The sequence below is a fragment of the Mesorhizobium sp. M0715 genome, assembly GCF_040320355.1.
Classification (GTDB): Bacteria; Pseudomonadota; Alphaproteobacteria; order Rhizobiales; family Rhizobiaceae; genus Mesorhizobium.
Genome location: NZ_JAMYPL010000008.1, coordinates 209,718 through 232,766, shown reverse-complemented (window position 1 = coordinate 232,766; position 23,049 = coordinate 209,718). Strand labels below are relative to the sequence as shown.

At 62.4% G+C, this 23,049-nt stretch carries 28 protein-coding genes and 1 tRNA gene; 20 read left to right on the top strand and 9 right to left on the bottom strand.

Annotation, left to right across the window (positions count from 1 at the left end; genetic code table 11):
- Positions 1 to 58: 58 nt before the first annotated feature.
- Complete coding sequence (locus NKI21_RS13125) at positions 59 to 661, bottom strand: DUF2059 domain-containing protein (protein ID WP_352865869.1); 603 nt, start codon at positions 659 to 661, stop codon at positions 59 to 61.
- On the bottom strand, positions 648 to 1,379 hold the full coding sequence (gene rpiA / locus NKI21_RS13120; protein WP_352865867.1) for a ribose-5-phosphate isomerase RpiA: 732 nt from the start codon (positions 1,377 to 1,379) through the stop codon (positions 648 to 650). The genes NKI21_RS13125 and rpiA overlap by 14 nt, the downstream gene beginning before the upstream one ends.
- A 319-nt stretch (positions 1,380 to 1,698) precedes the next feature.
- On the opposite strand from rpiA, the gene NKI21_RS13115 reads away from it, so the two are divergent.
- Entirely contained in the window at positions 1,699 to 2,382 is a 684-nt protein-coding gene (locus tag NKI21_RS13115) for a phosphoglycolate phosphatase (protein WP_352865864.1), read from the top strand.
- Positions 2,383 to 2,739: 357 nt separating this feature from the next.
- Positions 2,740 to 2,814, top strand: a tRNA-Val gene (locus tag NKI21_RS13110).
- A 49-nt stretch (positions 2,815 to 2,863) separates the two neighbouring features.
- Here the strand turns inward: NKI21_RS13110 and NKI21_RS13105 are convergent.
- Positions 2,864 to 3,217 carry a hypothetical protein gene (locus NKI21_RS13105; RefSeq protein ID WP_352442437.1) on the bottom strand — a complete coding sequence of 118 codons (354 nt, stop codon included), beginning with the start codon at positions 3,215 to 3,217 and terminating at the stop codon, positions 2,864 to 2,866.
- Between the two features lie 350 nt (positions 3,218 to 3,567).
- Between NKI21_RS13105 and NKI21_RS13100 the strand changes: the two genes are divergently transcribed.
- The 4 genes from NKI21_RS13100 (at position 3,568) to NKI21_RS13080 (ending at position 6,230) form a co-directional block, all read left to right on the top strand.
- Positions 3,568 to 3,861: a type II toxin-antitoxin system RelE/ParE family toxin gene (locus tag NKI21_RS13100; RefSeq protein WP_352442436.1), complete on the top strand. Its 294-nt coding sequence runs from the start codon at positions 3,568 to 3,570 to the stop codon at positions 3,859 to 3,861.
- The gene (locus NKI21_RS13095; RefSeq protein ID WP_352631587.1) at positions 3,858 to 4,466 is read left to right on the top strand and encodes an addiction module antidote protein; all 609 of its coding nucleotides are present in this window, start codon (positions 3,858 to 3,860) and stop codon (positions 4,464 to 4,466) included. The genes NKI21_RS13100 and NKI21_RS13095 overlap by 4 nt, the downstream gene beginning before the upstream one ends.
- A gap of 800 nt (positions 4,467 to 5,266) precedes the next feature.
- Positions 5,267 to 5,524, top strand: a complete 258-nt coding sequence (locus NKI21_RS13085) for a PepSY domain-containing protein (RefSeq protein ID WP_352442433.1) — start codon at positions 5,267 to 5,269, stop codon at positions 5,522 to 5,524.
- A 220-nt stretch (positions 5,525 to 5,744) separates the two neighbouring features.
- The gene (locus NKI21_RS13080) at positions 5,745 to 6,230 is read left to right on the top strand and encodes a hypothetical protein (RefSeq protein WP_032909546.1); all 486 of its coding nucleotides are present in this window, start codon (positions 5,745 to 5,747) and stop codon (positions 6,228 to 6,230) included.
- A gap of 152 nt (positions 6,231 to 6,382) precedes the next feature.
- Here NKI21_RS13080 and NKI21_RS13075 read toward each other — a convergent pair whose 3' ends face one another.
- The 3 genes from NKI21_RS13075 to NKI21_RS13065 all read right to left on the bottom strand — a co-directional run bounded on the left by NKI21_RS13075 (position 6,383) and on the right by NKI21_RS13065 (position 10,496).
- Positions 6,383 to 7,261 (bottom strand): arginase family protein, encoded by an 879-nt coding sequence (locus NKI21_RS13075; protein ID WP_352865857.1) that lies wholly within the window; start codon positions 7,259 to 7,261, stop codon positions 6,383 to 6,385.
- Positions 7,262 to 7,650: 389 nt separating this feature from the next.
- A complete protein-coding gene (locus NKI21_RS13070; RefSeq protein ID WP_352865854.1) occupies positions 7,651 to 9,540 on the bottom strand; it encodes a L,D-transpeptidase family protein in 1,890 nt (629 codons plus the stop codon).
- Between the two features lie 209 nt (positions 9,541 to 9,749).
- Positions 9,750 to 10,496, bottom strand: a complete 747-nt coding sequence (locus tag NKI21_RS13065) for a 3-oxoacyl-ACP reductase family protein (RefSeq protein WP_352865851.1) — start codon at positions 10,494 to 10,496, stop codon at positions 9,750 to 9,752.
- A 98-nt stretch (positions 10,497 to 10,594) separates the two neighbouring features.
- Here NKI21_RS13065 and NKI21_RS13060 point away from each other — a divergent pair, with 98 nt between their 5' ends.
- Together NKI21_RS13060 and NKI21_RS13055 are read left to right on the top strand one after the other, a co-directional pair.
- Complete coding sequence (locus NKI21_RS13060) at positions 10,595 to 11,209, top strand: TetR/AcrR family transcriptional regulator (protein WP_352865848.1); 615 nt, start codon at positions 10,595 to 10,597, stop codon at positions 11,207 to 11,209.
- 55 nt (positions 11,210 to 11,264) lie between these two features.
- Positions 11,265 to 11,660 (top strand): rhodanese-like domain-containing protein, encoded by a 396-nt coding sequence (locus NKI21_RS13055; RefSeq protein WP_352865845.1) that lies wholly within the window; start codon positions 11,265 to 11,267, stop codon positions 11,658 to 11,660.
- Between the two features lie 13 nt (positions 11,661 to 11,673).
- Here NKI21_RS13055 and NKI21_RS13050 read toward each other — a convergent pair whose 3' ends face one another.
- Positions 11,674 to 12,582 (bottom strand): alpha/beta hydrolase, encoded by a 909-nt coding sequence (locus NKI21_RS13050; protein ID WP_128303656.1) that lies wholly within the window; start codon positions 12,580 to 12,582, stop codon positions 11,674 to 11,676.
- Positions 12,583 to 12,629: 47 nt separating this feature from the next.
- Here NKI21_RS13050 and NKI21_RS13045 point away from each other — a divergent pair, with 47 nt between their 5' ends.
- Positions 12,630 to 13,082 (top strand): MarR family winged helix-turn-helix transcriptional regulator, encoded by a 453-nt coding sequence (locus NKI21_RS13045; protein WP_023813960.1) that lies wholly within the window; start codon positions 12,630 to 12,632, stop codon positions 13,080 to 13,082.
- A 17-nt stretch (positions 13,083 to 13,099) separates the two neighbouring features.
- Here NKI21_RS13045 and NKI21_RS13040 read toward each other — a convergent pair whose 3' ends face one another.
- Together NKI21_RS13040 and NKI21_RS13035 are read right to left on the bottom strand one after the other, a co-directional pair.
- Complete coding sequence (locus NKI21_RS13040; protein ID WP_352721504.1) at positions 13,100 to 13,711, bottom strand: pyridoxamine 5'-phosphate oxidase family protein; 612 nt, start codon at positions 13,709 to 13,711, stop codon at positions 13,100 to 13,102.
- Positions 13,712 to 13,783: 72 nt separating this feature from the next.
- Positions 13,784 to 14,137 (bottom strand): gamma-butyrobetaine hydroxylase family protein, encoded by a 354-nt coding sequence (locus tag NKI21_RS13035; protein WP_292679513.1) that lies wholly within the window; start codon positions 14,135 to 14,137, stop codon positions 13,784 to 13,786.
- 196 nt (positions 14,138 to 14,333) lie between these two features.
- Between NKI21_RS13035 and moaA the strand changes: the two genes are divergently transcribed.
- The 11 genes from moaA to NKI21_RS12980 all read left to right on the top strand — a co-directional run bounded on the left by moaA (position 14,334) and on the right by NKI21_RS12980 (position 22,920).
- Positions 14,334 to 15,329, top strand: coding sequence for a GTP 3',8-cyclase MoaA (gene moaA / locus NKI21_RS13030; protein WP_031213805.1), 996 nt, complete (start codon positions 14,334 to 14,336; stop codon positions 15,327 to 15,329).
- Between the two features lie 56 nt (positions 15,330 to 15,385).
- Entirely contained in the window at positions 15,386 to 15,889 is a 504-nt protein-coding gene (locus tag NKI21_RS13025) for a hypothetical protein (protein ID WP_352442426.1), read from the top strand.
- A gap of 87 nt (positions 15,890 to 15,976) precedes the next feature.
- The gene (locus NKI21_RS13020) at positions 15,977 to 16,336 is read left to right on the top strand and encodes a hypothetical protein (protein WP_352442425.1); all 360 of its coding nucleotides are present in this window, start codon (positions 15,977 to 15,979) and stop codon (positions 16,334 to 16,336) included.
- Positions 16,337 to 16,561: 225 nt separating this feature from the next.
- Positions 16,562 to 17,482, top strand: coding sequence for a DMT family transporter (locus NKI21_RS13015; RefSeq protein WP_023813954.1), 921 nt, complete (start codon positions 16,562 to 16,564; stop codon positions 17,480 to 17,482).
- 55 nt (positions 17,483 to 17,537) lie between these two features.
- Positions 17,538 to 18,164, top strand: coding sequence for a molybdenum cofactor guanylyltransferase MobA (mobA, locus tag NKI21_RS13010; protein WP_023813953.1), 627 nt, complete (start codon positions 17,538 to 17,540; stop codon positions 18,162 to 18,164).
- On the top strand, positions 18,161 to 18,670 hold the full coding sequence (gene mobB, locus NKI21_RS13005) for a molybdopterin-guanine dinucleotide biosynthesis protein B (protein ID WP_023813952.1): 510 nt from the start codon (positions 18,161 to 18,163) through the stop codon (positions 18,668 to 18,670). The genes mobA and mobB overlap by 4 nt, the downstream gene beginning before the upstream one ends.
- A 157-nt stretch (positions 18,671 to 18,827) precedes the next feature.
- Positions 18,828 to 19,613, top strand: a complete 786-nt coding sequence (locus NKI21_RS13000) for an ABC transporter substrate-binding protein (protein WP_027036615.1) — start codon at positions 18,828 to 18,830, stop codon at positions 19,611 to 19,613.
- 79 nt (positions 19,614 to 19,692) lie between these two features.
- The gene (locus tag NKI21_RS12995) at positions 19,693 to 20,412 is read left to right on the top strand and encodes an ABC transporter permease (RefSeq protein WP_127270845.1); all 720 of its coding nucleotides are present in this window, start codon (positions 19,693 to 19,695) and stop codon (positions 20,410 to 20,412) included.
- Entirely contained in the window at positions 20,409 to 21,230 is an 822-nt protein-coding gene (locus NKI21_RS12990) for an ABC transporter permease (protein ID WP_352442424.1), read from the top strand. Before NKI21_RS12995 ends, NKI21_RS12990 begins: the two co-directional genes overlap by 4 nt.
- Before the next feature lie 106 nt (positions 21,231 to 21,336).
- The gene (locus tag NKI21_RS12985; RefSeq protein ID WP_352442423.1) at positions 21,337 to 22,206 is read left to right on the top strand and encodes an NAD(P)-dependent oxidoreductase; all 870 of its coding nucleotides are present in this window, start codon (positions 21,337 to 21,339) and stop codon (positions 22,204 to 22,206) included.
- Between the two features lie 9 nt (positions 22,207 to 22,215).
- Positions 22,216 to 22,920, top strand: a complete 705-nt coding sequence (locus NKI21_RS12980; RefSeq protein WP_352442422.1) for a DNA alkylation repair protein — start codon at positions 22,216 to 22,218, stop codon at positions 22,918 to 22,920.
- Positions 22,921 to 23,049: the final 129 nt, after the last annotated feature.

The following is a 23,049-nucleotide window of genomic DNA, read 5'->3' as shown; positions in this document are numbered from 1 at the left end:
AAAAGCCCGGACAGGCCGGGCTTTCGCGGGAGGCCGCAAGGCCATTTGAAATGCGGGATCAGTTGTTGTCCGCGGGGGCCGCGCCATCGGCGGGTGCTGCGCCATCGGCCGGAGCGGCGGCTCCGTCGGCGGGCGCGGCAGGTGCCGCCTGCGCCTTTGCCTTGGCGGCTGCGGCCAGCGTTTCGCCGACCTGCTGGGCGAGATCGCGGCCGAGGCCGTTCTGCCATATGTCGGCTGCCTTGACCAGTTCGCGGGTCACCGTCGGGCCGCTATCGAGCAGCTTCTTGCCCGAATCGGAATTGTAGAAGGCGGCGATGTCGGCCAGTTCCTTTTCGGAGAACACTTTCGCGTAGGCGAGTGCTGCTTCCTTCTCGAGGTCGGCGCGGCGCGAGGCCAGCGCCAGCGCCTTCTCGCTGATCGTCTTGCCGATCAGTTCCTGCATGTCCGGGTTCTTCTGGATCAGCTGCGATTCGAGCGCCGCGGCTGCCTGCGGCAGGATGTTGTCGAACGGGTCGGTCGCGTGGATCGCAGCGACCGCCGCGCGGGCGGCCTTCAGGTGCGAATCCGTGACATCCTGCGAAAACGCCGGCGAAGAGAAGGCGAAAACGACTGAGGCCGCCAGAAGGACGGAAAGGCTGCGAACCCGGTTATGCAACGTCATGATCGGTAAAACTCCCTGGTTTTCGGGCGGCATGGACGGTTTGGATACCGTCGCCGCCGGCGATGATGGCCGCTGAAGCCAGCCCGATGAAAAGACCATGCTCGACCACGCCCGGAATGGCGTGGAGAGCATTCGAAAGCGCTCTTGTATCCGGAATGCGGCCAAAAGATGCATCGAGGATAAAATGGCCGCCGTCTGTAACAAAAGCCTGCCCCCCCGTCATCCTCAATGTGACCGGTCCGGAAAGACCGAGCTTTTCAGCTGCTGCGGCAACCGCGATTTCAGTGGCGCGCAGGCCGAACGGATTGACCTCGATCGGCAGCGGAAAACGGCCGAGCGTCTCGACCATCTTGGAGCGGTCGGCGATGACGATCATGCGCTGGGACGCCGCGGCGACGATCTTCTCGCGCAGCAGCGCGCCGCCGCCGCCCTTGACCAGGGTCAGTTCCGGGTCGACTTCGTCGGCGCCGTCGACGGTGAGATCGAGCTCTGGCGTTTCCTCCAGCGTCGACAGCGGCACGCCAAGCTCGCGGCACAGCAACGTGGTGCGCTCCGAAGTCGGCACGCCGATGATGGTCATGCCGGTGGCGACCTTTTCGGCAAGCAGCCGCACGAACTCTTCGGCCGTGGTGCCGGTGCCGATGCCGAGCCGCATGCCGTCGCTCACATGGGCAAGTGCGGCGCGCGCGGCTTCGACCTTCAATTGCCTTGCATCCATGTCGGTAATTGCCCCGGAAACTCGCTGCCGGGCTCGTAGCATTTTTGCCGGTCCGGTCAAAGCCCTGGACGGCGGGTCCCCAGCTGAGGTGTATAGGAATTATTTCCTTGACCGGTGACCGCAGCTATGCTACATTTTCGTCCATGGTGCTGATTTGCGCCAACAACCCGCCGCCGAGGCGGGTTTTTTCATATAGGACGGCCCGCCGCGAATGCCCGGCCTGATGGGCAGGCCCTGCCTGAACGAACTGGCCCCGCGCTTGCCTTGACGCGCCACAGCCGCTATCGCCTGCCCATTGCACACCTGCCCAGGACAGACCATGACCCGACCGATCATCGTGTTCGACCTCGACGGTACGCTGATCGACACAGCGCCGGACCTGCTCGACAGCCTGAACCACAGCCTTGCCGCCAGCGAGATCGCGGCGGTCGACGAAGCCGGCTTCAGGCGTTTTGTCGGCCACGGTGGCCGGGTGATGATCGAGCGGGCGCACGCGGCCCATCAGCGATCGCTTGCCGTCGAGGAGCACGACCGGTTGCTGAAACTTTTCCTCGACCACTACACGCTCAACATCCCCGGCAAATCGCGCCCCTACCCCGGTGTCGTCGAGGCGATCGCGCGCTTCGAGGAGGCCGGCTATATCCTCGCCATCTGCACCAACAAATACGAAGCCAACTCGCTGGCGCTGATCGAGGCGCTCGGCCTGACGAAGCATTTCGCGGCCATCGCCGGCCAGGACACGTTCACCTTCCGCAAGCCCGACCCGCGCCATCTGATCGAGACCATCAAGCTGGCCGGCGGCGACCCGCACCGCGCGCTGATGGTTGGCGATTCGCAAACCGATATCGACACGGCGAAGGCCGCCGGCATCCCGGTGGTGGCGGTCGATTTCGGCTACACCGACCGCCATGTCCGCGAATTCGAACCCTCGGCGGTCATCTCGCATTTCGACGCCCTGACGCTCGATCTGGCGCAAAAGCTGATTGCCGCCGCCGGAAACTGACGGGGAGCGGCGCAGGAAATCGCATATGGGCAAAGGCTTGCGCCCTACGAATACCCCCACCCCTAACCCTCCCCACAAGGAGGAGATTCCGTCGGCGCTGATATCAGCAAATTTCCAACGTTCTCGACGCAAAGGTGAGAGCGCGGCAGCTTCCCTCCCCCTTGTGGGGAGGGTTAGGATGGGGGTCCTCTTCGCAAGGATCTATATTCGATTGCGTTGGGAAGCGGGCCTGCCCCGCCTGGGCGACAATGCGGAAAGGACAGCAAATCCGATCCTTAGCGGAACGCCAGACAGCGCCTTGACTTCCCGCACCCGCCTCCCTTATATCGCGGCTCGCTTGGCCTACGGGCAACGAGCGGGCGATTAGCTCAGCGGGAGAGCACACCCTTCACACGGGTGGGGTCGCAGGTTCAATCCCTGCATCGCCCACCAAAATCCTTACGGCAGTCGGCGATGTCTGGTGGAGATGCACCAGCCGCGATCAGCGCTTCATCGAGTGCAGGATGGCCTGCATGTGCTCTTCCAGGTCGAGTTCACCCCGAGCCTCAGCGGTCAACAGGTAATCGGCCTTGGCCCGGCGATCGCCTCGGCTGATCGCAGGATAGGAGCAGATGGCCAGCAGTGCTTCCTGTTCAATCCGGTCTGCCCTCTTGCGTTCGTGGCTGCTACTGCCCGCTTGATGAACAACCCTGTGAAGCCCGACATAGGTGGCTTCATGGGCTCCGATCAGCGCCCGCAATCCGGGTGAGGCACCTTCCCCTTCAGCAAACGTCGGTTCAATGACCGAGGACACGGCGGTGAACGCAAGAAGTGTACGGCGGGTGATTTTGGGCATGCCTCATATCCCTGCTGTCTGATCATGCAGGCACACCATAGCACCGGCGCAACGGTTCGAAGAGATGCTCTGGGACGCGACCACACTGTCTGCTGACAAAATGTATTCGCTCCCGCAACTCGCCCTCCTAGGGCTGGCCGGTTGAGGGCTCTGAAAACCGACGGTCGCGCACAGATGCGGGCTCCCACATGACAGCCCCCGAGGGCCAACCGAACCCGGGGCACCCGCCGGACTTCACCCGCCGTCTGCGGTGCCGGCGCAGTGGCTGCGGCTAAGCAAGGCACTTGCAGGTAGTCCTTGCGCGTTTTCTAGCGTGCCTATATTGTGGCCTATAGGCGACAGGGCAATGAATGGAAATCCGCCAGACCAAGGTCTATGCCAAATGGTATGGTGACTTGCCAAATGCCGCGCGCGGTCGCATCGACGCCCGCATTTTTCGTGTTCAGCATACCGGCCATTTTGGCGATGCGAAGCCAGTGGGCGAGAGCGTTAGTGAAATGCGCGTCGACCACGGGCCGGGCTATCGCATCTATTTCGCCTGCCACGGCGATGCTGTGGTGCTGTTGCTGTGCGGTGGCGACAAGGGCAGTCAAAGGCGCGATATCGCAAGGGCGAAGAAACTCGCGCAGGAGTATTTTGAATGACAGTTGAAACGACAGCTTGGGATGTCAGCAAGAACCTCGATAACGAGCAAACCATCGCGCATTTCCTCGACGAGATTTTCGCCGATGGCGATCCCGCGCTGATGGCGGCGGCACTCGGCGAGATCGCCCGTGCGCGCGGTATGACGCAGATCGCCAAGGCTGCCGGGCTATCCCGCGAAAGCCTCTACCGGGCACTCGACAGCAAGGGCCGTCCCGAATTTGCGACTGTTATCAAGGTGGTTCACGCGATGGGTCTGCGCTTGAGCATCGAGGCCGTCGCGCCGCCTGCATCGGAGACCGGATCACGCTGGTCCACTGCGGGCTCCGCTTCTGTACGTTCCAAGGTTTACCACAAGCGGGACGTGGCGGTTGCCGCCGCAAAAAAACATGCTGCCGCCAAAGCAATGCCGCGTGCTTTTCCTAACCCGGCAAGGCCTGTGGCCGCCTCTGTTCTCACTGCCCGCGCTGCGAAGCCTGCCATTGCAAAGGCTCCAGCCGCCAAAGCAGCGACGAAGTCGAAAGCTCCGAAAGCTGCCGCCAAAGCGGCGACGAAGCTCGGCGCGGCCAGAAGCGGCAGCCGACCAATCGCTAAGCGCAAGGCCTGAACATGTGGCGCAAAATGGTGGGTGCTGGAGCCGCAACCAGATTGACGAAATCCCAAAAGGCACTACAGAAATGAAATGGACTATCTCTGCCGCGCTCGGCGCAGCCATCGCGCTGGAGGGCTCTGAAAGCCGAAAGCGCAGCGCGTTGGGGGCCCACAAGCCACCCCTCACCCCGCCTGCCGATTAACCCGGGGCGGAGCGATCAGTGGGACGACAACATCGCCCGCCGAGCGCCTTCGCGCTGTCAACCGCACCCCAACGGCCGGTGTGGCCTTAAGTCGCAATGATTGGCCTCCGAAAAGCACGGTTTCGGGCTTCATTGACGCTGCGACCAACACCATATGGTGATCCACTGCCCTCCAAAACGAGAGAAGCTCGCCTTGACACGGTCGCATTGCGGCCATCGGCCGGCAATGGCTATGAAACAGGAACTTGAAAAACCATGCCTGAAAACATCAGACCGATTTCGAAAGACGTCCCCCTCATTCAGCTAGGCGTCTATCAGTGCCGCTTCCCGGTGAGCGAAGACCGGTCAGTACCCGGCGGTTATCGTTTCTGTGCCGGGCCAACTTCGGCGGATCGCGTCTATTGCGATCACCACCACGGCATCGTGACCGCCGTCGACCCTCGTCGAACCCGTTCAGGTCTCCACCCCGCTCAACGACGCGCTGCGTAAGTCAAGCGGGCGGCGGCCCATTCGGGCAGCTGCAAACCGGCGGACTGAATCGGCACGCATTCCAGCCGCGGAACAAACCGGCACGCCAGCGAGTTTCTCTCCGACGAAAACTTGAGGGAAAGCCATGTCCAGATTTCTGCTGGCGACCAGCGTCGCCGTTCTTCTCGCCGGCGCGCCGGCCTTGGCCGCGGACGACAAGCCGCTGCCGCCACCCAATGCCAAGAAGCTGTCCGAGATCATCGCCAAGGTCGAGCAGCGCGACGGCTTTCGCTATGTGGACGAGGTCGACTGGGACAGCGGTGCCTACACCGTCACCTATTACACGGGAGACAAGGCGAAGGTTGAAATCACCTATGATCCTGTGACGGCGGAGCCGAAATAGGGTTCGCTCGCAGACATTTCGTTCCCGGCCGTGTCAGCGACCATCCCCGGCGCGGGCGCCTCCCCTTGCGTCAGTCTCACTTTGATGGCTGACTGTGCGCCAGAGCACTTCACCGTTTCACAGAAACGGCGAACCGCTCTAACTCTCTGTTTTGACGCGATTCCGGGCGGAAAACCGTTTCACACTTTTCCTAGAATAGCTCTGGGCGCCGCATTGGGGGATGGGCATGGCGACGGCGAAGCACGTGATGAAGCGCATATTGATGATGTTGGCCGGCTACTTCGTGTCGGTGCTGGTCGGCCTGATCGCCATCGCGGTGATCTATGGCGTGCTCAGCTCCCTGCCCAACGCGCCCAGCTATTTCGACGTCATGGGCGTTTCGCCGATCGCGGTGCTGCTGGTGCCGCCGCTCGGCATGTTCGTCTATTTCCTGACCATCGTGGTGACCGCGCTGCAGACGCTGATCTTCGCGCTGATCGCCGAGTTCTTCTCGTTGCGCAATGTCCTGCTGCACATGGTTTTCGGCGCCGGCGCCGCGGTCGGCGGTTTCGCCCTGATCTGGCCGAGTGCACCGGAGGATATGGACCCGGAGCGTTGGGTCGACATCGGCATCATTGCCGCTGCCGGACTTGTCGCCGGGTTGCTCTATTGGCTGATCGCCGGGCGCGACGCCGGCTTCCGGCGGCCATTGTTCCAGCGCTACTAGCTTGCAGGCTCACAATCGCGAGCCCGGCATATCGGCTCATGCCGAGCCTGAAAGAAACAGATTCGCCGCATTATGAAAGCCGCCAGTCGGAAAACGATCTCAAATCGGTCGCTCAGTGCGCCTTGCTGCCTGAGAGCAGCCATAGCTCGTCGTCATGGCGCTGCTGTTCCGAGCGCAGCGGCCAGTACGTCGGCGAGGCCGCGTCCGGCGCTGCCGTCCTCATCAAGGCGCGGATTGTAGATGGTGATCTCGAGGCCGACTGCCTTGCCGCTCGCCAAGGCAAGCCGGAGCGCGGCCGTCAGCTCGTCCCACGACAACCCGCCTGGCACGCGAAAATCGACAGCTGGCATGATGACGTCGTCGAGACAGTCGGCGTCGAGATGGATGAAGAAGCCGTCCAATTCCGCTCTCGTCAGGTGATCGACCGCTTCGCGTGCGGCGGCCTCGATGCCCGTGGCGCGCACAGCGGGAAGGTCAAGCACCTTGAGCTCTTCGCTTCCGTACTCCTCCTGATCCTTGTGATCGCGATACGCGAAGGCGACAGCGTCTTCAGGGCGGACCAGAGGACCGCGACCTTCGATGTCGGTCAGGAGCGACGGACCGTAGCCGGTGACGAAGGCGAGGTCCATCGAGGCGCCCTCACCATTGGGTTCCGCCTCTGGCTGGAAGAAATCGGCATTGCCGTCAATGAAGAGCAAGCCGTAGCGGCCGCGTCGTCGAAACGCGAGCGCCGAGCCCAGCACGATCGTGCAATCGCCGCCCAGCACCACTGGAAACCCGCCTGCGTCAAGCACCGCTTCCACGGCGTCGGCGAGCTTGGGCGACCACTGCGCAATTGCCCTGGCGTTCAGGGTGCCGGTCTCGGGATCGGGCGTCGGGTCCTTCGGAGGCATAGCCAGCCGCCCGGCCCGGCGCGCCTGGATGCGCTCCGCAAGGCCAAGGTCCAGGAGCCGGTCAGGCAAGCGCTCCACACCGTCGGTCGCCAGGCCCAGCGTGGAGGGGGCTTCGAGAATCGCATAATGGCTCGACATCGGCGCCTCCGTTAGTGACCATTTCGCGGAGTAGGTCAGGGCCTCTGTTTTGTGGCCGTGTGATCGCGAATGAAGGCCCGAAGTCGTTGGCATCGTATGGTGTCGTGCCAACGGTTGCGCGTCTTCCATCTGAACGCTGAAGCGAAACGTGCCCACTTCCGTAGCTTGGTCCACCTTCGTCAGCCATCGGCAGAATGCCGACGATGGCAAAACACCGTCGCAGAATCGCTTCGAGCGCTCAACATCGTTCGTCCCTACCGAAACAGGATCACAGTTGCGTTTTGAGCTTGTTCGATAACGGTAGCCGCCGCTCCTCGTTCCCTCTCAGCCGCCTTTCCGCTTTCGGTCATTCCGTATTTATGAGTTAACGGCCTACCGAAAGTCCTGGATCAACTCGAAGGCGAGCGAACCGCCTCCGTAGCGTCCAGAGCCTGCTTGAGGCGCGAGTCGCGGTCGTAGACGTCGCCGAAATATTCGACCTTGCCGGACAGATCAGGCCAGGCGGTGAAATAGGCGACATAGACCGGGATCGTGCGCGTCACATTCTCGGTCGCATGGCCGTGCTTCAGCTTCTCGGCGATATAGTCCACGGAGGTGCCAAGCACCGCCGCTGCCATGCCGCGCGGGTCCTGCAGCCGCACGCAGCCATGGCTGAGCGCGCGCATATCCCGCTGGAAGAATGATTTCTGCGGGGTGTCGTGCATGTAGATCGCGTGCTTGTTGGGGAACAGGATCTTCAACTCGCCCAGCGCGTTGGCCTCGCTCGGCTGCTGGCGAACGCTGTAGGGGATGTTGGAGCCATAGGCGCCCCAATTGACCGCCGACGAAGGAATGCGCTTGCCGCGCGAATCCGTCACCTCGTAGCCGGCCCGGTCGAGATAGCCCGGATCGTTGCGCAATCTCGGCAGCATCTCGTTGACGATGATCGACTGCGGCACGCCCCAATAGGGATGGAAATCGACCTGCTTGATCTGGTCGTAGAAGAAAGAGGTCTGGTTGGTGGTCCGGCCAACGACGACACGCGTCTTGAGCTTTTCCTCGCCATTGTCGATGTAGCTTGCGGTGAAGGCTGGCTGGTTGATGAAGACGCGCGGACTGCCAAGATCGGAGGGCAGCCAGCGCAGTTCCTCCAGCGCCACTTCCACCTTCAGCAGCTTGTCGGCCTTGGATGTTCCGGCCAGCGTCGCGACGGTGCGCGGGCCGATGACGCCGTCGCCCTTCATGCCTGCCTTCTGCTGCACCGCCTTGATGACCGGGACCAGTTCCGGATCATAGACCTCGCCGGTGGCCAGCCTGGACAGGATCTCGCCATAGGCGCCGCCCATCTCGTCATCGAGATTGCGCGCGATCAGGGTCAGCAGCTTCGGCAGTTCCGGGCTGGTTTCGCCCGGCTTCAACAACAGCTTGGGGTCGACGACGACTTCGTTTTCAGCGCTGGCCTGCAGCGATTCGAGTTCGACGCGCAGCGCCTGGTATTCCGCATTCTGCGGATGCCGCGACTCGAGATAGGTGCGCACTTGCTGGGTATGCGCCAGCGTCCTCAGCACGCCTTGCAAGTCGAGCGGCTTGGCCGGGAAATCATAGTAGCCGGTCATGCGGTTGGGATCGACGCGGCCGTTCTGGGCGTCGTGGGCATAGCGCAGCACACGCGCGGAAAGCGCCATCTCGAAACGGACGAGCTCTTTCAGTTGCGCATTGGCATCGGCCGACGATGCGCCGGCAGCGGGCACTTCGACCGTATAGTCGGCGGGCGTGAGGCCATAGCTTGAAGCCTCGCCAAGCACCCGCACCGCATCCTGCGCGCGGCTGTTGAGGCTGGTTCCGCTTATCCAGATGAAATCCGGATTGGCCGAGTAATACGCGATCAGCGCCTTGGCGATGTCGGGCTCGGCTAAGAGTTCGTAGTCACCCAAGCTGGCAACCGCATCACGGAACGCAGCGCCCGTTGCCGACGGCACGAAGGCGGCGTCCTGCGGTGTCGCCGGCTGCGGCGTCGCGGCCAATGCCGAGAAGTCGACGCGAACCAGCCGGTCGGCCTTGTAGGTGTAGTAGGATGGGCTGCTGATCTTCACATTGCCGCCGCCACCACCGGACACTTTCGGCTTTGGCTTGTTCTTCGGCGGCGGGGGCGGAAACTCGCCTTTCGGCGCATGCTTGACGCCGCCGCCGAAAAGCATGTCGAAGAGCCCCTGCGCGCCTGCCTGGGGTACACCGAAAGCCAGCGTTGCCGTGATCGCCATCAGCGGCATCACGGTTGCTTTGTTTCCGAGGAATTTCATGAATCACCCGCTCCGGCCGCAACCGGTTCCCGTTCCGCACGCTAGATCGTCCCGCTCACCGCATGGCGGATGTAAGGCGCGACTATACTGATTCATACCGATTTCGTTAAGCTTTCATAAATTTTGGAAAGCCTGTTGCAGAACGGTTTCACAAGATCGTGACGGCTGGAGCGGAGGGTTGTTCCGCCCCAGCCGGAAATCTCTCGGGATCAGGCGTTGGCGCCGCCATCGATGGTCAGGGCAGCGCCGGTGACGAAGCGGCCTTCAGGGCCTGCAAGCCAGGCGACCATGCCGGCAATGTCATCGGCCTTGCCGAAACGCGGTGTTGCCATCTTCCGGCGCTGATGCTCGGCATGCGGGCCGTCGGCCGGGTTCATGTCGGTGTCGGTCGAACCGGGGTGGACGACGTTGGCGGTGATGCCGCGCGGGCCGAGGTCGCGCGCCAGCGCCTTGGTCAGGCCGACCAGCGCCGCCTTGCTGGCTGAATAGGCCGTGAGGCTGCCGTCGGTCGCCCTCTCGGCAAGGTTGCTGCCGATCGAGATGATCCTGCCGCCCTCACCCATATGCACGGCCGCCGCCTTCGAGGCGATGAATGGAGCCCGGAGATTGACCTCCATGGTCTCGTCGAAATCTGCGAGCGACAGCGTGTCGATGGGGGCGGCCCGCCAGATGCCGGCGCTGTTGACCAGAATGTCAAGCCGGCCAAAAGTGGTCACTGCGTCGTCGACGGCCTTGTCTATGGCCACCGCATCGCGGTTGTCGGCCCTGATCGCGATGGCGCGGCCGCCCTTGGCCTCGATTTCGGCGACAACCGAGCGAGCCTGCTCCTCGCCATGCACATAAGTCAGAGCGACACTGGCGCCGTCGGCCGCGAGCCGTCGCGCAATCGCCGCACCGATGCCGCGACTGCCGCCGGTGACGAGCGCGGCCTTGCCGCCCAGTTGGTTGGATGACATCGATTTCTCCTTTTGTAACGATCGATACATAAATGTCTGCCAGCCTTGCCCGTCGGCGTCAACTTAATTATGTATCGATCAACACAGAAAAGAGCATCATGTCGGAACGAGGCCGCCCCCGCACCTTCGATCGAACCGCAGCCCTGCGACGTGCGATGCAGGTGTTCTGGGCGCGTGGCTACGAAGGCGCATCGATGAGCGAGCTGACCGCCGCCATGGGCATCAACTCGCCCAGCCTCTACGCCGCCTTCGGCAGCAAGGAGGCGCTGTTCCTGGAGGCGACGGATTTTTACTCGCACACCGAGGGTGCCGACATCTGGCTGGCATTGGACGAGGCTCCGACCGCGCGGCAGGCGATCGAACAATTCCTGAGCCTGACGGCGAAGGCCTATGCGCAGAGCGATCGTCCGCAGGGCTGCCTGATCACGCTCGGCGCGCTGCATCAGGATTCGAGCCGAGGCGCCATCTGCGACGATCTGCGCCGTCGTCGTGCCGAAAACCACACCGCCCTGCGGAAGCGTCTCGAGCGCGGCGTTGCCGAAGGCGAATTGCCGGCGAATTTCGATGCGAGCGCCGCCGCGACTTTCTTCGCCACGGTTCAGCACGGCATGTCGATTCAGGCACGCGACGGTGCCTCGCACGATGCCCTGCTGGCGACGGTGGCCGGTGCCATGGCTGCCTGGACGACAATGGCCGGCACCGACGCGGCGTGACAAACGCCGGCTGGTGTGATCGAAATTCGCCAGCAAGGCCGGGAGGGACGAGAGCGTGAAAAAGGGTTATCGCGAGATGCTGGACGAGGCGAACGCCGAGATCGAAGTGGTTTCGCCGGAGGAGGCAGCCGGACTGCTCGACGATGAAGACACCATCTTCGTCGATCTGCGCGATCCGCGCGAAGTGGAACGCGACGGCCGGATTCCGGGCGCCAAACATGTCACGCGCGGCATGCTGGAATTCTGGATCGACCCCGAAAGCCCTTACCACAAGCCGTTCTTCGCCTCGGGAAAGAGCTTCGTGTTCTTCTGCGCCGGCGGCTGGCGCTCGGCCCTGGCCACAAAGACGGCGCAGGACATGGGGCTTTCGCCGGTCAAGCACATCCTTGGCGGCTACACCGCCTGGAAGGCCGCCGGACTGCCGGTCGAACCCGGCGAGAAGAAGAAATAGTCTCGACCGCCGCTCAGTGAAGCAGCAATGGCTCGCGATGCGTTACGAAGCCGACCGCGCGTTCGACCACACCCTTGTCGGCGAGAATGCGGCGGTGGCCGAGCCCATCGGCCCAGTAGAGCCGCACATGGCCGCCGGCGCCGGCATAGCGCCTTGCATGATCGGCCGACACTTCGCGATCGTCCTGCGCATGGATGACCAGGGTCGGCACCGGCGCCTGGGCGAGCTGACGGTCGCCGGTGAATTCGTGCAGCGGCCGGCCGGAAAGATGCTCGACCCGGTCCGCCATGGCGGCTTGCGAGCGCGGGCCGACATTCAACATATGACTGAAGTCGGCAAAGATCGCCGGCAGGGAACTTGGCGCCGCGATCAGCACCAGGCGTCCGGCCGCCAGCGGCGGAATGTTCTTGACCGAACCGGCGATGGCATTGGCGGCGACGGCGCCGCCGAAGGAATGGCCGACCGCCGCCACGAAGGGGCCGAACCATTCGCCGGCAATTCGCACCGCATCCACGGCATTGACCATGTTCAGGCGCCGGCCCTGCGACTGGCCGTGGCCGGGCAGGTCAAGCGAAACGACCCTGTAGCCGGCGGCGCGATAGCCTTCGATCAAGGCGCGCATATATTCGGTGCGCGAGCGCCAGCCATGGACGACGAGCACCGTGCCGGCGGCCGCCCTGCCCGGCTCGGGCCGGAACTCGTGCACCATGACGCAGCCGGTCGCGGTCTTCAGTCGGTGATGTCGCGCCTCGGTCATGAACCCGGCCGCACGCTCGACAGCGCGGCGCTCGCCATCGCTGAGCGCCTTGACATTCGGGGTGCGGCAGAACAATTCGAACGCCGCGCGTCCGCTAAGCCGCGGCGCGACACGCTCTGCCGCACCGAACACGCCCCGGATGACCTTCAGCCCGAATGATGCCATAGTGAAAATCCATCCATACGTTCAAGCATGAACATAATAGTTCAAAGATGAACAATAAACAAGAGCTGCCTTGGGACAACCCCCGTTTCCGCAACTGGGTCGCGGTGGCGCGCGCATGCCATGTGCTGGAGCGCACGCTCGCGGTGAAGCTTGCACCGCTCGATTTGAAACCGGCGCAGCTCGACGTGCTGATGAACCTCTATCGCCACCCCGGCATGTCGCAGCACGATCTTGCCCGCAAGCTGCTCGTCGGCCGCTCCAACATCACCATGCTTTTGCCGCAGCTGGAGGCGCGCGGCCTGCTGCGCCGCGAAGGTGATGAGAAGGACAAGCGCATCCTGCGGCTCGCGCTCACCGAGGCCGGCGAGGCGCTGCTGATGCAGGCGCTGAAAGTGCATATGGCGCTGATCGAGAAGGCGATGAGCCAGTCGACGCCCGAACAATGCGACATGATCGGCGAGCAGATGCGCAAGATCTATGATGTGCTAAAAGAGGCGTGACGACCTTTCAGCCAGACCTACCACATCGTCTTCTTCGCCCGCTCCGGCCATTCCTTGTCGTAGGTTTCGCCGTCGATGTTGCTGCGGCTGGTGATTTCCAGGATTTGTCCGGGCGTCGGCAGCGACTTCGGGTCGACGTGCCTTGCCGCGTTCCAGAGCTCGGAACGGACGATGGCCCGGGCGCATTGGAAATAGACCGAATCGATGTCGACGACGGTTACCGATCGCGCCGCCTTGCCGTCCACCGTGAATGATGCGCACAGCGCCGTATCCGTGGTGATATGAGCGCGGCCGTTGACACGCAGCGTCGTGCCGGAGCCCGGTACCAGGAACAGCAGGCCGACGCGTGGGTCGCGGATGATGTTTTTCAGCGAATCGGCGCGGTTGTTGCCGCGACGATCCGGCATCATCAGGGTTTTCGGATCATGGATGCGCACAAAGCCGGCGAGATCGCCGCGCGGCGAACAGTCCAGCCCCTCCGGGCCACTGGTCGCCAGCGCGACGAACGGCGAGGCTTCGATGAAGGCGGCATATTCGGGAATGATTTGGTCGAGTTCCTTGACCAGCGAGGCCTCGCCTGGAACGCCATAGAGCGCCTCGAGCTGCTCGACCGTGGTGATGACGGACATGTTTTCGCCTCCAAACCTTTGCCGGCGCTACGCCATCTCGATGACGTTTTGACGACAGCGAGGAGAATCAATTTAGCGGTCCCGGCTCAGGCCCTTTTCCGCAAGCTCCGCGAGATAGGCCTCCCAGCGCGCATCCTTCTCGTGGCCGAGCGTATGCAGGTAATTCCAGGTGAAGATGCCGGTGTCGTGGAAATCGTCGAAGGTGATGCGCACGGCGTAGTTGCCGACCGGCTCTATCTTGAGGATTGCCACATTGCGCTTTCCGGGGACCGTCACCCGCTGTTCGGGCGAATGGCCCTGCACCTCGGCCGATGGCGAGGCCACGCGCAGCAGTTCCGCCGGCAGCTCGAACGGCCGATGGTCGGGAAAAGTGACGGACAGAAGTTTGCGGTCCTTGGAGACCCTGAGCTCTTTCGGTGCGGTCATGCTGTTCGATCCCGTCTCATCCGCCCTTCCCTACGCCGCTTCGCCAAACGGGAAAAGGCCTGATGAGACCGACCGACATGCGATGTCGGCTGAGGGATGTTACCAAAGATCGAGAGGCGGTATCTTGAATGAATGGCCGGATCGTATCACATAGCGGTATATAACGAAGCCGTTCACGGCCACGGGAAGCGCTTGCATGGACATGATTGATCCTTTCGGCCGCACGATCAGCTATCTCCGCGTGTCGGTCACCGACCGCTGCGATTTCCGCTGCACCTATTGCATGGCCGAGGACATGGCCTTCCTGCCGAAGAAGGACCTGCTGTCGCTGGAAGAGCTCGATCGGCTGTGCACGGTTTTCATCGAAAAGGGCGTCAGGCGGTTGCGCCTGACTGGCGGCGAGCCGCTGGTGCGCAAGAACATCATGCATCTGGTGCGCCAGCTGTCGCGGCATCTCGCCAGCGGCGCGCTGGAAGAACTGACGCTGACCACCAACGGCTCGCAGCTGTCGCGCTTTGCCGCCGAACTCGCCGATTGCGGCGTGAAGCGCATCAACGTGTCGCTCGATACGCTCGATGCCGACAAGTTCCACAAGATCACCCGCTGGGGCCATCTCGACAAGGTCATGCAAGGCATCGATGCCGCGCAGGCGGCGGGGCTGAAGGTCAAGCTCAACGCGGTGGCGCTGAAGGATTTCAACGACGCCGAGCTGCCCGAGATGATGCGCTGGGCGCATGGCCGCGGCATGGACCTGACGGTCATCGAAACCATGCCGATGGGCGAGATCGATGCCGACCGCACCGACCAGTATTTGCCGCTGTCGCTGCTGCGCGCGTCGCTGGAACGCCAGTTCACGCTGACCGACATTCCCTTCAAGACCGGCGGCCCGGCCCGCTACGTCCAGGTCGCCGAGACCGGCGGACGGCTCGGCTTCATCACGCCGATGACGCATAATTTCTGCGAAAGCTGCAACCGCGTCCGGCTGACCTGCACCGGCACCCTCTATATGTGCCTGGGCCAGGAAGATGCCGCTGACCTGCGCGCGCCCTTGCGCGCCTCCGAAGGCAACGAGCTGGTCGCCGAAGCGATAGACGAAGCGATCGGCCGCAAGCCGAAAGGCCATGACTTCATCATCGACCGCCGCACCAGCCGCCCATCGGTATCGCGCCATATGAGCGTCACCGGCGGCTGATCTTCCCGCCGATCTGTGCAAGAATTGCCGTGCGGTCATCGACTTCGGGGCAAGACATGCGGCGGTTCTTTTCATTCGGGACGTTTTTCGCTGCGATCGCGGCGAGCACGGCAATTGCCGCGCCGTTCACCTATGTGAACGAGCGCTTCGGCACCGTCTGCACCTTTCCCGAGGAAATCTTCACCGAGCACCAGCCCGAGCCCGACAATGGCGACGGGCAGCAATGGCTGAGTGCCGATGGTGCCAGCCTGATCTGCTCGGGCATCCTCAACATCGACGACGATACGCCGAAAGGCTTTGTCGCGGCGCAGAAGGCGAGCAACGAGCCGGGCTACAAGGTGACCTACAGCAGGGCCGGAAAGGACTGCAGTGCTGTCGGGCTTGAAGGAAGGAAAGATCTTTTACGAGCGGCGCCTATTTGGTGGAGATGGCGTCATCCGCACGGTATGGGTCGATTACCCTCCGGCCCTGAAGTCGAAATACGACCCGCTGGTCGGCGCCATTGCCGGCAGTCTCAAGGGGCCATGAACGTTTCGAACCACACCCCAGAAAAAGTCTAGTTCGCGAACCGCAGCCGGATTTACGGCCAGTCTGTTCCAGCCTAGCCTTTCCCTGGAAGCGGCTCTTCGCTCACAGGGGAATACATCATGCGCAAACTCGTTCTTTCTCTGGCCTTGCTTGGTCTCGCGGCCGCGCCCGCAACGGCGCAGTCGATCGGCGGCACCTATACCGTCGCCGGCACCAACTTCGACGGCTCGGCCTACGGCGGCGAAGCCACCATCACGCTGACCAGCGGGACGACCTGCGCGATCCATTGGGAAACCGGTGGCTCATCTTCCGACGGCATCTGCATGCGCAACGATGACGCCTTCTCGGCCGGCTATGTCATGGGCAAGGATATCGGCCTCGTCGTCTACAAGATGACGGACGACGGCTCGCTGCATGGTCTGTGGACCATCGCCGGCAAGGAAGGCAATGGCACCGAGGTGCTGACGCCGAAGAAGTAAGTTCTGCCGCCATTGCAGGTGATCTTCTGGGCCACAAACAAGGCTGTGGCCCAGCCCTTTGCTGTTGCTGTTTCATGCCCGGCTGTTACAGGCTTGCTGCCTAAAGCGCGTCGCGTTTGAACGGATTCAGGTGACGCGCTTTAGGTCTTTGTTTCTTATGCATGCCGTTTCCCAAAAATCGAGGTCACTTTTGGGCGACATGCATTAGCAGAACCGGTAGCCGTCTTGCCCCTGTCACCAAATATTCGCGGCGCGTTGTTCATGATGGTGGCGATGGCCGGCTTCTGCCTCAACGACGCCATCACCAAATACTCGTCACAATCGATGAACATGGCGCAGGTCATGTTGATCCGTGGGGCTTTCGCTTCGCTTTTCGTTGGCTTGCTCGCCTGGCAGCGCGGCGCGCTCGCCCGCCCGGGCTCGATGCTGCAGCCTCTGGTGGCCCTGCGCGTGATCAGCGAGGCCGGTGCCACGGTGAGTTTTCTCGTCGCCCTCGCCCATTTGCCGATCGCCAATGTTTCGGCGGTGCTGCAGGCGCTGCCACTGGCGGTGACGATGGGGGCCGCGCTCGTCTTTGGCGAGGCTGTCGGCTGGCGGCGCTGGCTGGCCATCGCCATCGGATTTGCCGGCGTGCTGATCATCGTGCGGCCTGGCTTCGAAGGGTTCAGCATCTACTCGCTGGCGGCGCTGGCCAGCGTTGCCTGTTGTGCGGTGCGCGATCTCGCCACCAAGCAAATTCCCAAGGCCATTCCGACATTGCTGGTGTCGACGGCAACCGCGCTTGCCATGACCATCGTCGGTGCGGCGCTGTTGCCGGCAATGGGCGGCTGGACGCCGATGACGGGGGACAGCACAGCCCTGCTGGCCCTGGCGGCGGTGCTGGTGCTGATCGGCTACCAGTTCATCATCATGGCGATGCGGGCGGGCGACATCTCCTTCATCGCGCCGTTCCGCTATACGGCCCTGATCTGGTCGATCCTGCTTGGCCTGTTCATCTTCGCCGATATCCCCGATCCGCCGATGATCGTCGGCGCCACCATCATCATCGGCTCGGGCCTCTATGCGCTCTACCGCGAGCGGGTCGCCGGCCGGCGCAAGATCGTCGCCGAAAGCACGGGGCCGAGCATGGTTCCGGACGGAATCTAGCCAGATCATTGAAGGTTCTTGTGATTTCCGACGGCTGGCGTACAGGCTTCGTGGCATGAAGCGAGACATTGCGGGGATCATCCTGGCCGGTGGCCAGTCGAGACGGATGGGCGGCGGCGACAAGAGCCTGTTGCCGCTTGGCGATGGCTGCCTGCTTGACCAGGTCGTGTCGCGCTTCACCCCGCAAATAGAATCGCTGGCGCTCAGCGCCAATGGCGATCCTGCACGATTCCTGCGCTTTGGACTGCCGGTGCTTGCCGACAGCGTGCCCGGCTTTGCCGGGCCGCTCGCCGGAATCCTGACCGGCCTCGAATGGGCCGCGGCCAATACGTCTTGCAAAGCGATCGTCAGTGCTGCCGGCGACACGCCTTTCCTGCCGTTGAACCTTGTCGAGCGTCTGGCAGCGGCCGCCGATCAAAGTCCCGGTTCGATTGCCGTTGCCTGCTCGGCCGGCAAGCGGCACCCGACCTTCGCGCTCTGGCCGCTCGGCTGCCGCGATGCCTTGCGGCACTTTCTGGTCGACGAGGATATCAGGCGGGTTTCGGCTTTCATCGACCGGCACGGTTTTGTCGAGGTGGAATTCCCTGTTCTGCAATCGGCGGGGGTCGACCCTTTCTTCAACATCAACGATCCGGACGATCTTGTGTCTGCCGAGCGTCTGTTGCAGAGCATCAAGCCATGAACAGACGCGTCTTCGGCATCACCGGCTGGAAGAATTCCGGCAAGACGACTTTGACCGAAAGGCTGGTCACCGAACTTGTCCGGCGCGGCTGGAAAGTCTCGACGGTGAAACACGCCCATCATGATTTCGACATCGACAAACCGGGCGCCGACAGTTTTCGCCACCGGCAGGCTGGCGCCACCGAAGTCGCGATCGTCTCCGGCGTTCGCTGGGCACTGATGCACGAGCTGCGCGGCGAGGACGAGCCGACATTGGAGACTGTCCTGTCGCGGCTTGCCCCTTGCGACCTTGTGCTGGTCGAGGGCTACAAGCGCGAAGCCCATGACAAGATCGAAACCCGCCGGCTGGATGCGAAGGACCGTACGCCGCTTTCGGCGGAGGATCCCAACATCGTCGCTGTCGCCGCCGATTTTGCGATTGAAGGCGAGCTGCTGCCGGTATTCGATCTCGACGATGCAAAATCGATAGCCGACTTCATCGAGCGCACCACTGGGCTCGTTGCTTGAGCGCTGACGCAACGGCAGAATAGCCTTGCCCATTTTTACGGTTTTGCAGTTGCTTTTTTCTTGGAAAGAGTGGGAGTATCGCGCCAGCGGGCGGTCAAAAGCACCGCCCCACAGAGCCGTTCGGAACGACGGCCGGGACCATAAAGAGAGGACCATCATGCGTATTTCACTGCGTATCGCGCTTGCCGCATCGGCCGCGCTGCTGACGCTCGGCGTCGCCCAGGCCCAGGAAAAGACCCTGAGGATCGGCACCGAAGGCGCCTACCCACCATTCAACAATCTCACGGCCGATGGCCAGCTCGTGGGCTTCGACATCGACATCGCCAAGGCGCTTTGTGACGAGATGAAGGTCAAGTGCACCTTCGTCGCCCAGGATTGGGACGGCATCATTCCCGCCCTTCAGGCCGGCAAGTTCGACGCCATCGTCGCCTCGATGTCGATCACGCCGGAGCGGATGGAAAAGGTCGACTTCTCGCACAAATACTACAACACGCCGTCGGCTCTCGCCGTGCCGAAGGACAGCACGCTGAAAGGCGTGACCAAGGAAGATCTCGCCGGCAAGACCATCGGCGTCGCCACCACCACGACGCATTTCAACTATGCCTCGAAGACCTACACCGACAGCACCGTGAAGGGCTATCCGAGCAGCCCCGAGGAGCAGGCAGATCTTGCCAATGGCCGTCTCGACGCCATCGAGGACGATATTGTCGTGCTGCAGCAGTTTCTGGATTCGCCTGACGGCGCCTGCTGCAAGATCCTCGGCCAACCTTCGCCGCAGCCGGTCGAGATCTTCGGGCCTGGCGCCGGTATTGCCGTGCGCAAGGGCGAAACCGACCTGGTCAACAAGCTCAACTCGGCCATCGACGCCATTCGCGCCAATGGAAAATACAAGGAAATCAACGACAAGTACTTCAAGTTCGACGTCTACGGCGCCGAGTCCTGATAAATACGGTCAAGACGGCGGGGAATTCCCCCGCCGTCTTCTGTTCATCTTGGGAATGCCGTGGGGATAAGACCGATCGATGCCAGCCCAGAGCATATGGACACTTCTCAGTTGGGGACCCGAAGGCTGGCTTGACGATATTGCCTATGGCGCACTGATCACCATTGCGCTTGCGCTTGCCACGCTGCCCATCGGATTGACGATCGGCTTTTTCATTGCACTCGCCAAGCAGTCCGAAGAACCCTCGTTGCGCCTTGCCGCCAACATCTACACCACCGTCTTTCGCGGTCTGCCGGAATTGGTGACGCTTTTCCTGTTCTTCTTCGGCATGCCGATCCTGCTGCAGCATCTCGTCAGGTATTTCCGGCCGGACACCACCATCGACGTCAACAGCTTCGTCGCCGGCATGATCGTGCTTGCGCTGATCTTCTCGTCCTATGCCAGCGAGGTTTTCCTGTCGGCCTTCCGGGCCATTCCGAAAGGCCAGTATGAGGGCGGCTATGCCATCGGTCTTTCGAACTGGCTGACCATGCGCAAGGTGATCGTGCCGCAGCTGCTGCGCATCGCGTTCCCCGGCCTGGAGAATTGCTGGCTCAGCCTGCTCAAGGACACGTCGCTGGTGTCGGTCGTCGGCCTGGCCGAGACGCTGCGCAATGCCAGCATTGCCGCCCGCGTCACCAAGCATGCTTTCCTGTTCTTCGGTGTCGCCTCGCTGGTCTTTCTTGGTCTGGCCGTCCTGTCGTCCTTCGCCACCAGCGCTATCCTGCGTTCGCTTGGCCGGCAGGAGGCGCAGCGATGAGCGCCACGGCCACAATGGTCGAACGGCCCCCGCCCCGGGCGCGCGGCTGGCCGCGCAGGCGTATTGCCGGTTATGCGCTGGTCTGCCTGTGGATTTTGTTCGGCATTGGCATCGTCAGCTATCTCTTCCTTGCCTGGAACCCTGAGTTCTTCGCCAAATATGCGCCAGCCTATTTGCGAGGGCTTGGGGTAACGCTCTCGCTGGTTTCCATATCGATGGTGCTCGGCGCGATCCTGTCGGTGCCCGTCGCTTACGGGCGCATGTCCAAGAACCGGATCCTGTCCGGCCTCGCCTATTGCTACGTCTATTTCTTCCGCGGCACGCCGCTGCTGGTCCAGACTTATCTCGTCTATTACGGATTGGGCTCGTTCAGGGTCGAGCTCCAGTCGATCGGCCTCTGGGACTTTTTCAAGGACGCGTTCAATTGCGGCGTCTTTGCCTTTGCGCTCAACACCGCCGCCTATCAGGCCGAGATTCTGCGCGGCGCCATCGAGAGCGTGCCAAGAGGGCAATGGGAAGGGGCGGCATCGCTTGGTCTGCACAAATTGCAGACCTTGCGCAAGATCATCCTGCCGCAAGCCTTGATCGTCGCCTTGCGGCCCTATGGCAACGAACTGATCCTGATGGTCAAGGCGTCCGCCATCGTCGCCATCATCACGGTCTATGATCTGATGGGCAATGCAAAGCTCGCCTTCGCCAACTCGTTCGACATCCAGGCCTATATCTGGGTCGCGCTCGTCTATCTGGTGATGGTCGAGATATTGCGCCATGGCGTCGAATGGATCGAGCGCCGGATCACCGTTCACCTGAAACGCTGACTATTTCAATTCAGCTGCACCAGCCGATCCTGCCCTACGCGTCTTGACGAATTGAGCGCAGAGCCTAGAGCTTTCGCAGCAAATTCCGTTTCTGAAGGGCAAGCTCATGGCATCTGTTGCATTTCTCGGTCTTGGCGTGATGGGCTATCCGATGGCCGGGCACTTGAAGAACAAGGGTGGCCATGATGTCACCGTCTACAACCGCACCAAGGCCAAGGCCGAGCAATGGGTTGGCCAGCATGGCGATAGCCTTGCGGCGACGCCAGCACAGGCCGCCGAGGGCAAGGATTTTGTCTTCTCCTGTGTCGGCAATGACGACGATCTGCGTTCGGTGACGACCGGTCCGGAAGGCGCCTTCAAATCGATGAAGAAGGGTTCGGTCTTCATCGACAACACCACGGCCTCGGCCGAGGTCGCTCGCGAGCTGGCGGCGGCGGCGGAAGCCGGCGGGTTTTCGTTTCTCGATGCGCCTGTCTCGGGCGGCCAGGCCGGCGCCGAGAACGGCGTGCTGACCGTCATGGTCGGCGGCGAGCAGGACGCTTTCGACAGAGCGAAGCCTGTTATCGACGCTTTTGCCCGCACGGTCGGCTTGATGGGGTCGGCCGGTGCCGGCCAGCTCACCAAGATGATCAACCAGATCACCATAGCCGGCCTCGTCCAAGGCCTGGCCGAAGGCATCCATTTCGGCAAGAAGGCCGGACTCGACATCGAGAAGGTGATCGAGGTGATTTCCAAGGGCGCCGCGGGCTCCTGGCAGATGGAGAACCGCCACAAGACGATGAACGCCGGCAAATATGATTTCGGCTTCGCCGTCGACTGGATGCGCAAGGATCTCGGCATCTGTCTGGCCGAGGCCGATCGCAATGGCGCCAGACTGCCGGTGACAGCACTTGTCGACCAGTTCTACAAGGATGTGCAGGCGATGGGCGGCAAGCGCTGGGACACGTCCTCGCTGCTGGCGCGCCTGGAGAAGTAGGTTTCCGCCGTGGCAGAGCTCTCACCTCAATCCACAGCCGCGGAAATCGTCGCCCATCTTCGCGCTATCGGGTCGGAGGAGAACCGCCTCGGCATGTTGCGCTACGGCATCAAGATCGACCGTGCGCTTGGTATCTCGCACGGCATGCAGCGGCAGATCGCCAGGAAGATCAGACGCAACCACGAGCGCGCCTTCGAGCTATGGGACACCGGCATCATGGAGGCGCAGTTCATCGCCTCCGTCACCGCTGACCCGAAACGGTTTTCTGCTGAAGATGCAAGACGATGGGCGGCCAGCTTCGACTCCTGGGACATCGTCGACGGCGTCTCCGACCTCTTTGTCGACACGGACGCCTGGAAAGAACTGATCGCCGAGTTCGCGGCGGACGAGCGGGAATTCGTTCGGCGCACGGCCTTTGCCATGATGGCCTGGTCTGTCGTCCACCGGAAGAAGGAGCCGGAGACGACCTTCCTCGCCTTCCTGCCGATCATCGAAACGCATGCCAACGACAGCCGCAATTTCGTGAAGAAAGCCGTGAACTGGGCGCTTCGGTCGATCGGCAAACGATCAATGGACATGCACGGCGCTGCCCTGGCTGTCGCCGAACGATTGGCGCAGTCGGCAGACAAGACGGCGCGCTGGATCGGCAAGGACGCCGTAAGGGAGCTGTCCAATGCCAAGACGCTCGCGCGGATCGTCGCCAGGAAAGGCTGACGGCGCGGAAATCCGCTTTCCGGCATGTCTGGATCTCGCCGACATGTGAAGTGGCTGCCGACATGTGATGCGGCTGCCGACATGTGATGCGGCGGGAGCGTTGACGTCGTTGACAGCGGCGTCTTTACT

Bases quoted from the DNA above. Each gene is read 5' to 3' on its own strand.
- rpiA (WP_352865867.1), bottom strand. From the start codon at position 1,379: ATGGATGCAAGGCAATTGAAGGTCGAAGCCGCGCGCGCCGCACTTGCC.
- NKI21_RS12990 (WP_352442424.1), top strand. From the start codon at position 20,409: ATGAGCGCCACGGCCACAATGGTCGAACGGCCCCCGCCCCGGGCGCGC.
- NKI21_RS13085 (WP_352442433.1), top strand. From the start codon at position 5,267: ATGTCCAGATTTCTGCTGGCGACCAGCGTCGCCGTTCTTCTCGCCGGC.
- NKI21_RS13065 (WP_352865851.1), bottom strand. From the start codon at position 10,496: ATGTCATCCAACCAACTGGGCGGCAAGGCCGCGCTCGTCACCGGCGGC.
- NKI21_RS13045 (WP_023813960.1), top strand. From the start codon at position 12,630: ATGAACAATAAACAAGAGCTGCCTTGGGACAACCCCCGTTTCCGCAAC.
- NKI21_RS13080 (WP_032909546.1), top strand. From the start codon at position 5,745: ATGGGCATGGCGACGGCGAAGCACGTGATGAAGCGCATATTGATGATG.
- NKI21_RS12985 (WP_352442423.1), top strand. From the start codon at position 21,337: ATGGCATCTGTTGCATTTCTCGGTCTTGGCGTGATGGGCTATCCGATG.
- NKI21_RS13060 (WP_352865848.1), top strand. From the start codon at position 10,595: ATGTCGGAACGAGGCCGCCCCCGCACCTTCGATCGAACCGCAGCCCTG.
- NKI21_RS13050 (WP_128303656.1), bottom strand. From the start codon at position 12,582: ATGGCATCATTCGGGCTGAAGGTCATCCGGGGCGTGTTCGGTGCGGCA.
- NKI21_RS13115 (WP_352865864.1), top strand. From the start codon at position 1,699: ATGACCCGACCGATCATCGTGTTCGACCTCGACGGTACGCTGATCGAC.
- NKI21_RS13035 (WP_292679513.1), bottom strand. From the start codon at position 14,137: ATGACCGCACCGAAAGAGCTCAGGGTCTCCAAGGACCGCAAACTTCTG.
- NKI21_RS13000 (WP_027036615.1), top strand. From the start codon at position 18,828: ATGCGTATTTCACTGCGTATCGCGCTTGCCGCATCGGCCGCGCTGCTG.
- NKI21_RS13025 (WP_352442426.1), top strand. From the start codon at position 15,386: ATGCGGCGGTTCTTTTCATTCGGGACGTTTTTCGCTGCGATCGCGGCG.
- NKI21_RS13040 (WP_352721504.1), bottom strand. From the start codon at position 13,711: ATGTCCGTCATCACCACGGTCGAGCAGCTCGAGGCGCTCTATGGCGTT.
- NKI21_RS13070 (WP_352865854.1), bottom strand. From the start codon at position 9,540: ATGAAATTCCTCGGAAACAAAGCAACCGTGATGCCGCTGATGGCGATC.
- mobA (WP_023813953.1), top strand. From the start codon at position 17,538: ATGAAGCGAGACATTGCGGGGATCATCCTGGCCGGTGGCCAGTCGAGA.
- NKI21_RS13095 (WP_352631587.1), top strand. From the start codon at position 3,858: ATGACAGTTGAAACGACAGCTTGGGATGTCAGCAAGAACCTCGATAAC.
- moaA (WP_031213805.1), top strand. From the start codon at position 14,334: ATGGACATGATTGATCCTTTCGGCCGCACGATCAGCTATCTCCGCGTG.
- NKI21_RS13020 (WP_352442425.1), top strand. From the start codon at position 15,977: ATGCGCAAACTCGTTCTTTCTCTGGCCTTGCTTGGTCTCGCGGCCGCG.
- mobB (WP_023813952.1), top strand. From the start codon at position 18,161: ATGAACAGACGCGTCTTCGGCATCACCGGCTGGAAGAATTCCGGCAAG.
- NKI21_RS13105 (WP_352442437.1), bottom strand. From the start codon at position 3,217: ATGCCCAAAATCACCCGCCGTACACTTCTTGCGTTCACCGCCGTGTCC.
- NKI21_RS13100 (WP_352442436.1), top strand. From the start codon at position 3,568: ATGGAAATCCGCCAGACCAAGGTCTATGCCAAATGGTATGGTGACTTG.
- NKI21_RS13125 (WP_352865869.1), bottom strand. From the start codon at position 661: ATGACGTTGCATAACCGGGTTCGCAGCCTTTCCGTCCTTCTGGCGGCC.
- NKI21_RS13075 (WP_352865857.1), bottom strand. From the start codon at position 7,261: ATGTCGAGCCATTATGCGATTCTCGAAGCCCCCTCCACGCTGGGCCTG.
- NKI21_RS12995 (WP_127270845.1), top strand. From the start codon at position 19,693: ATGCCAGCCCAGAGCATATGGACACTTCTCAGTTGGGGACCCGAAGGC.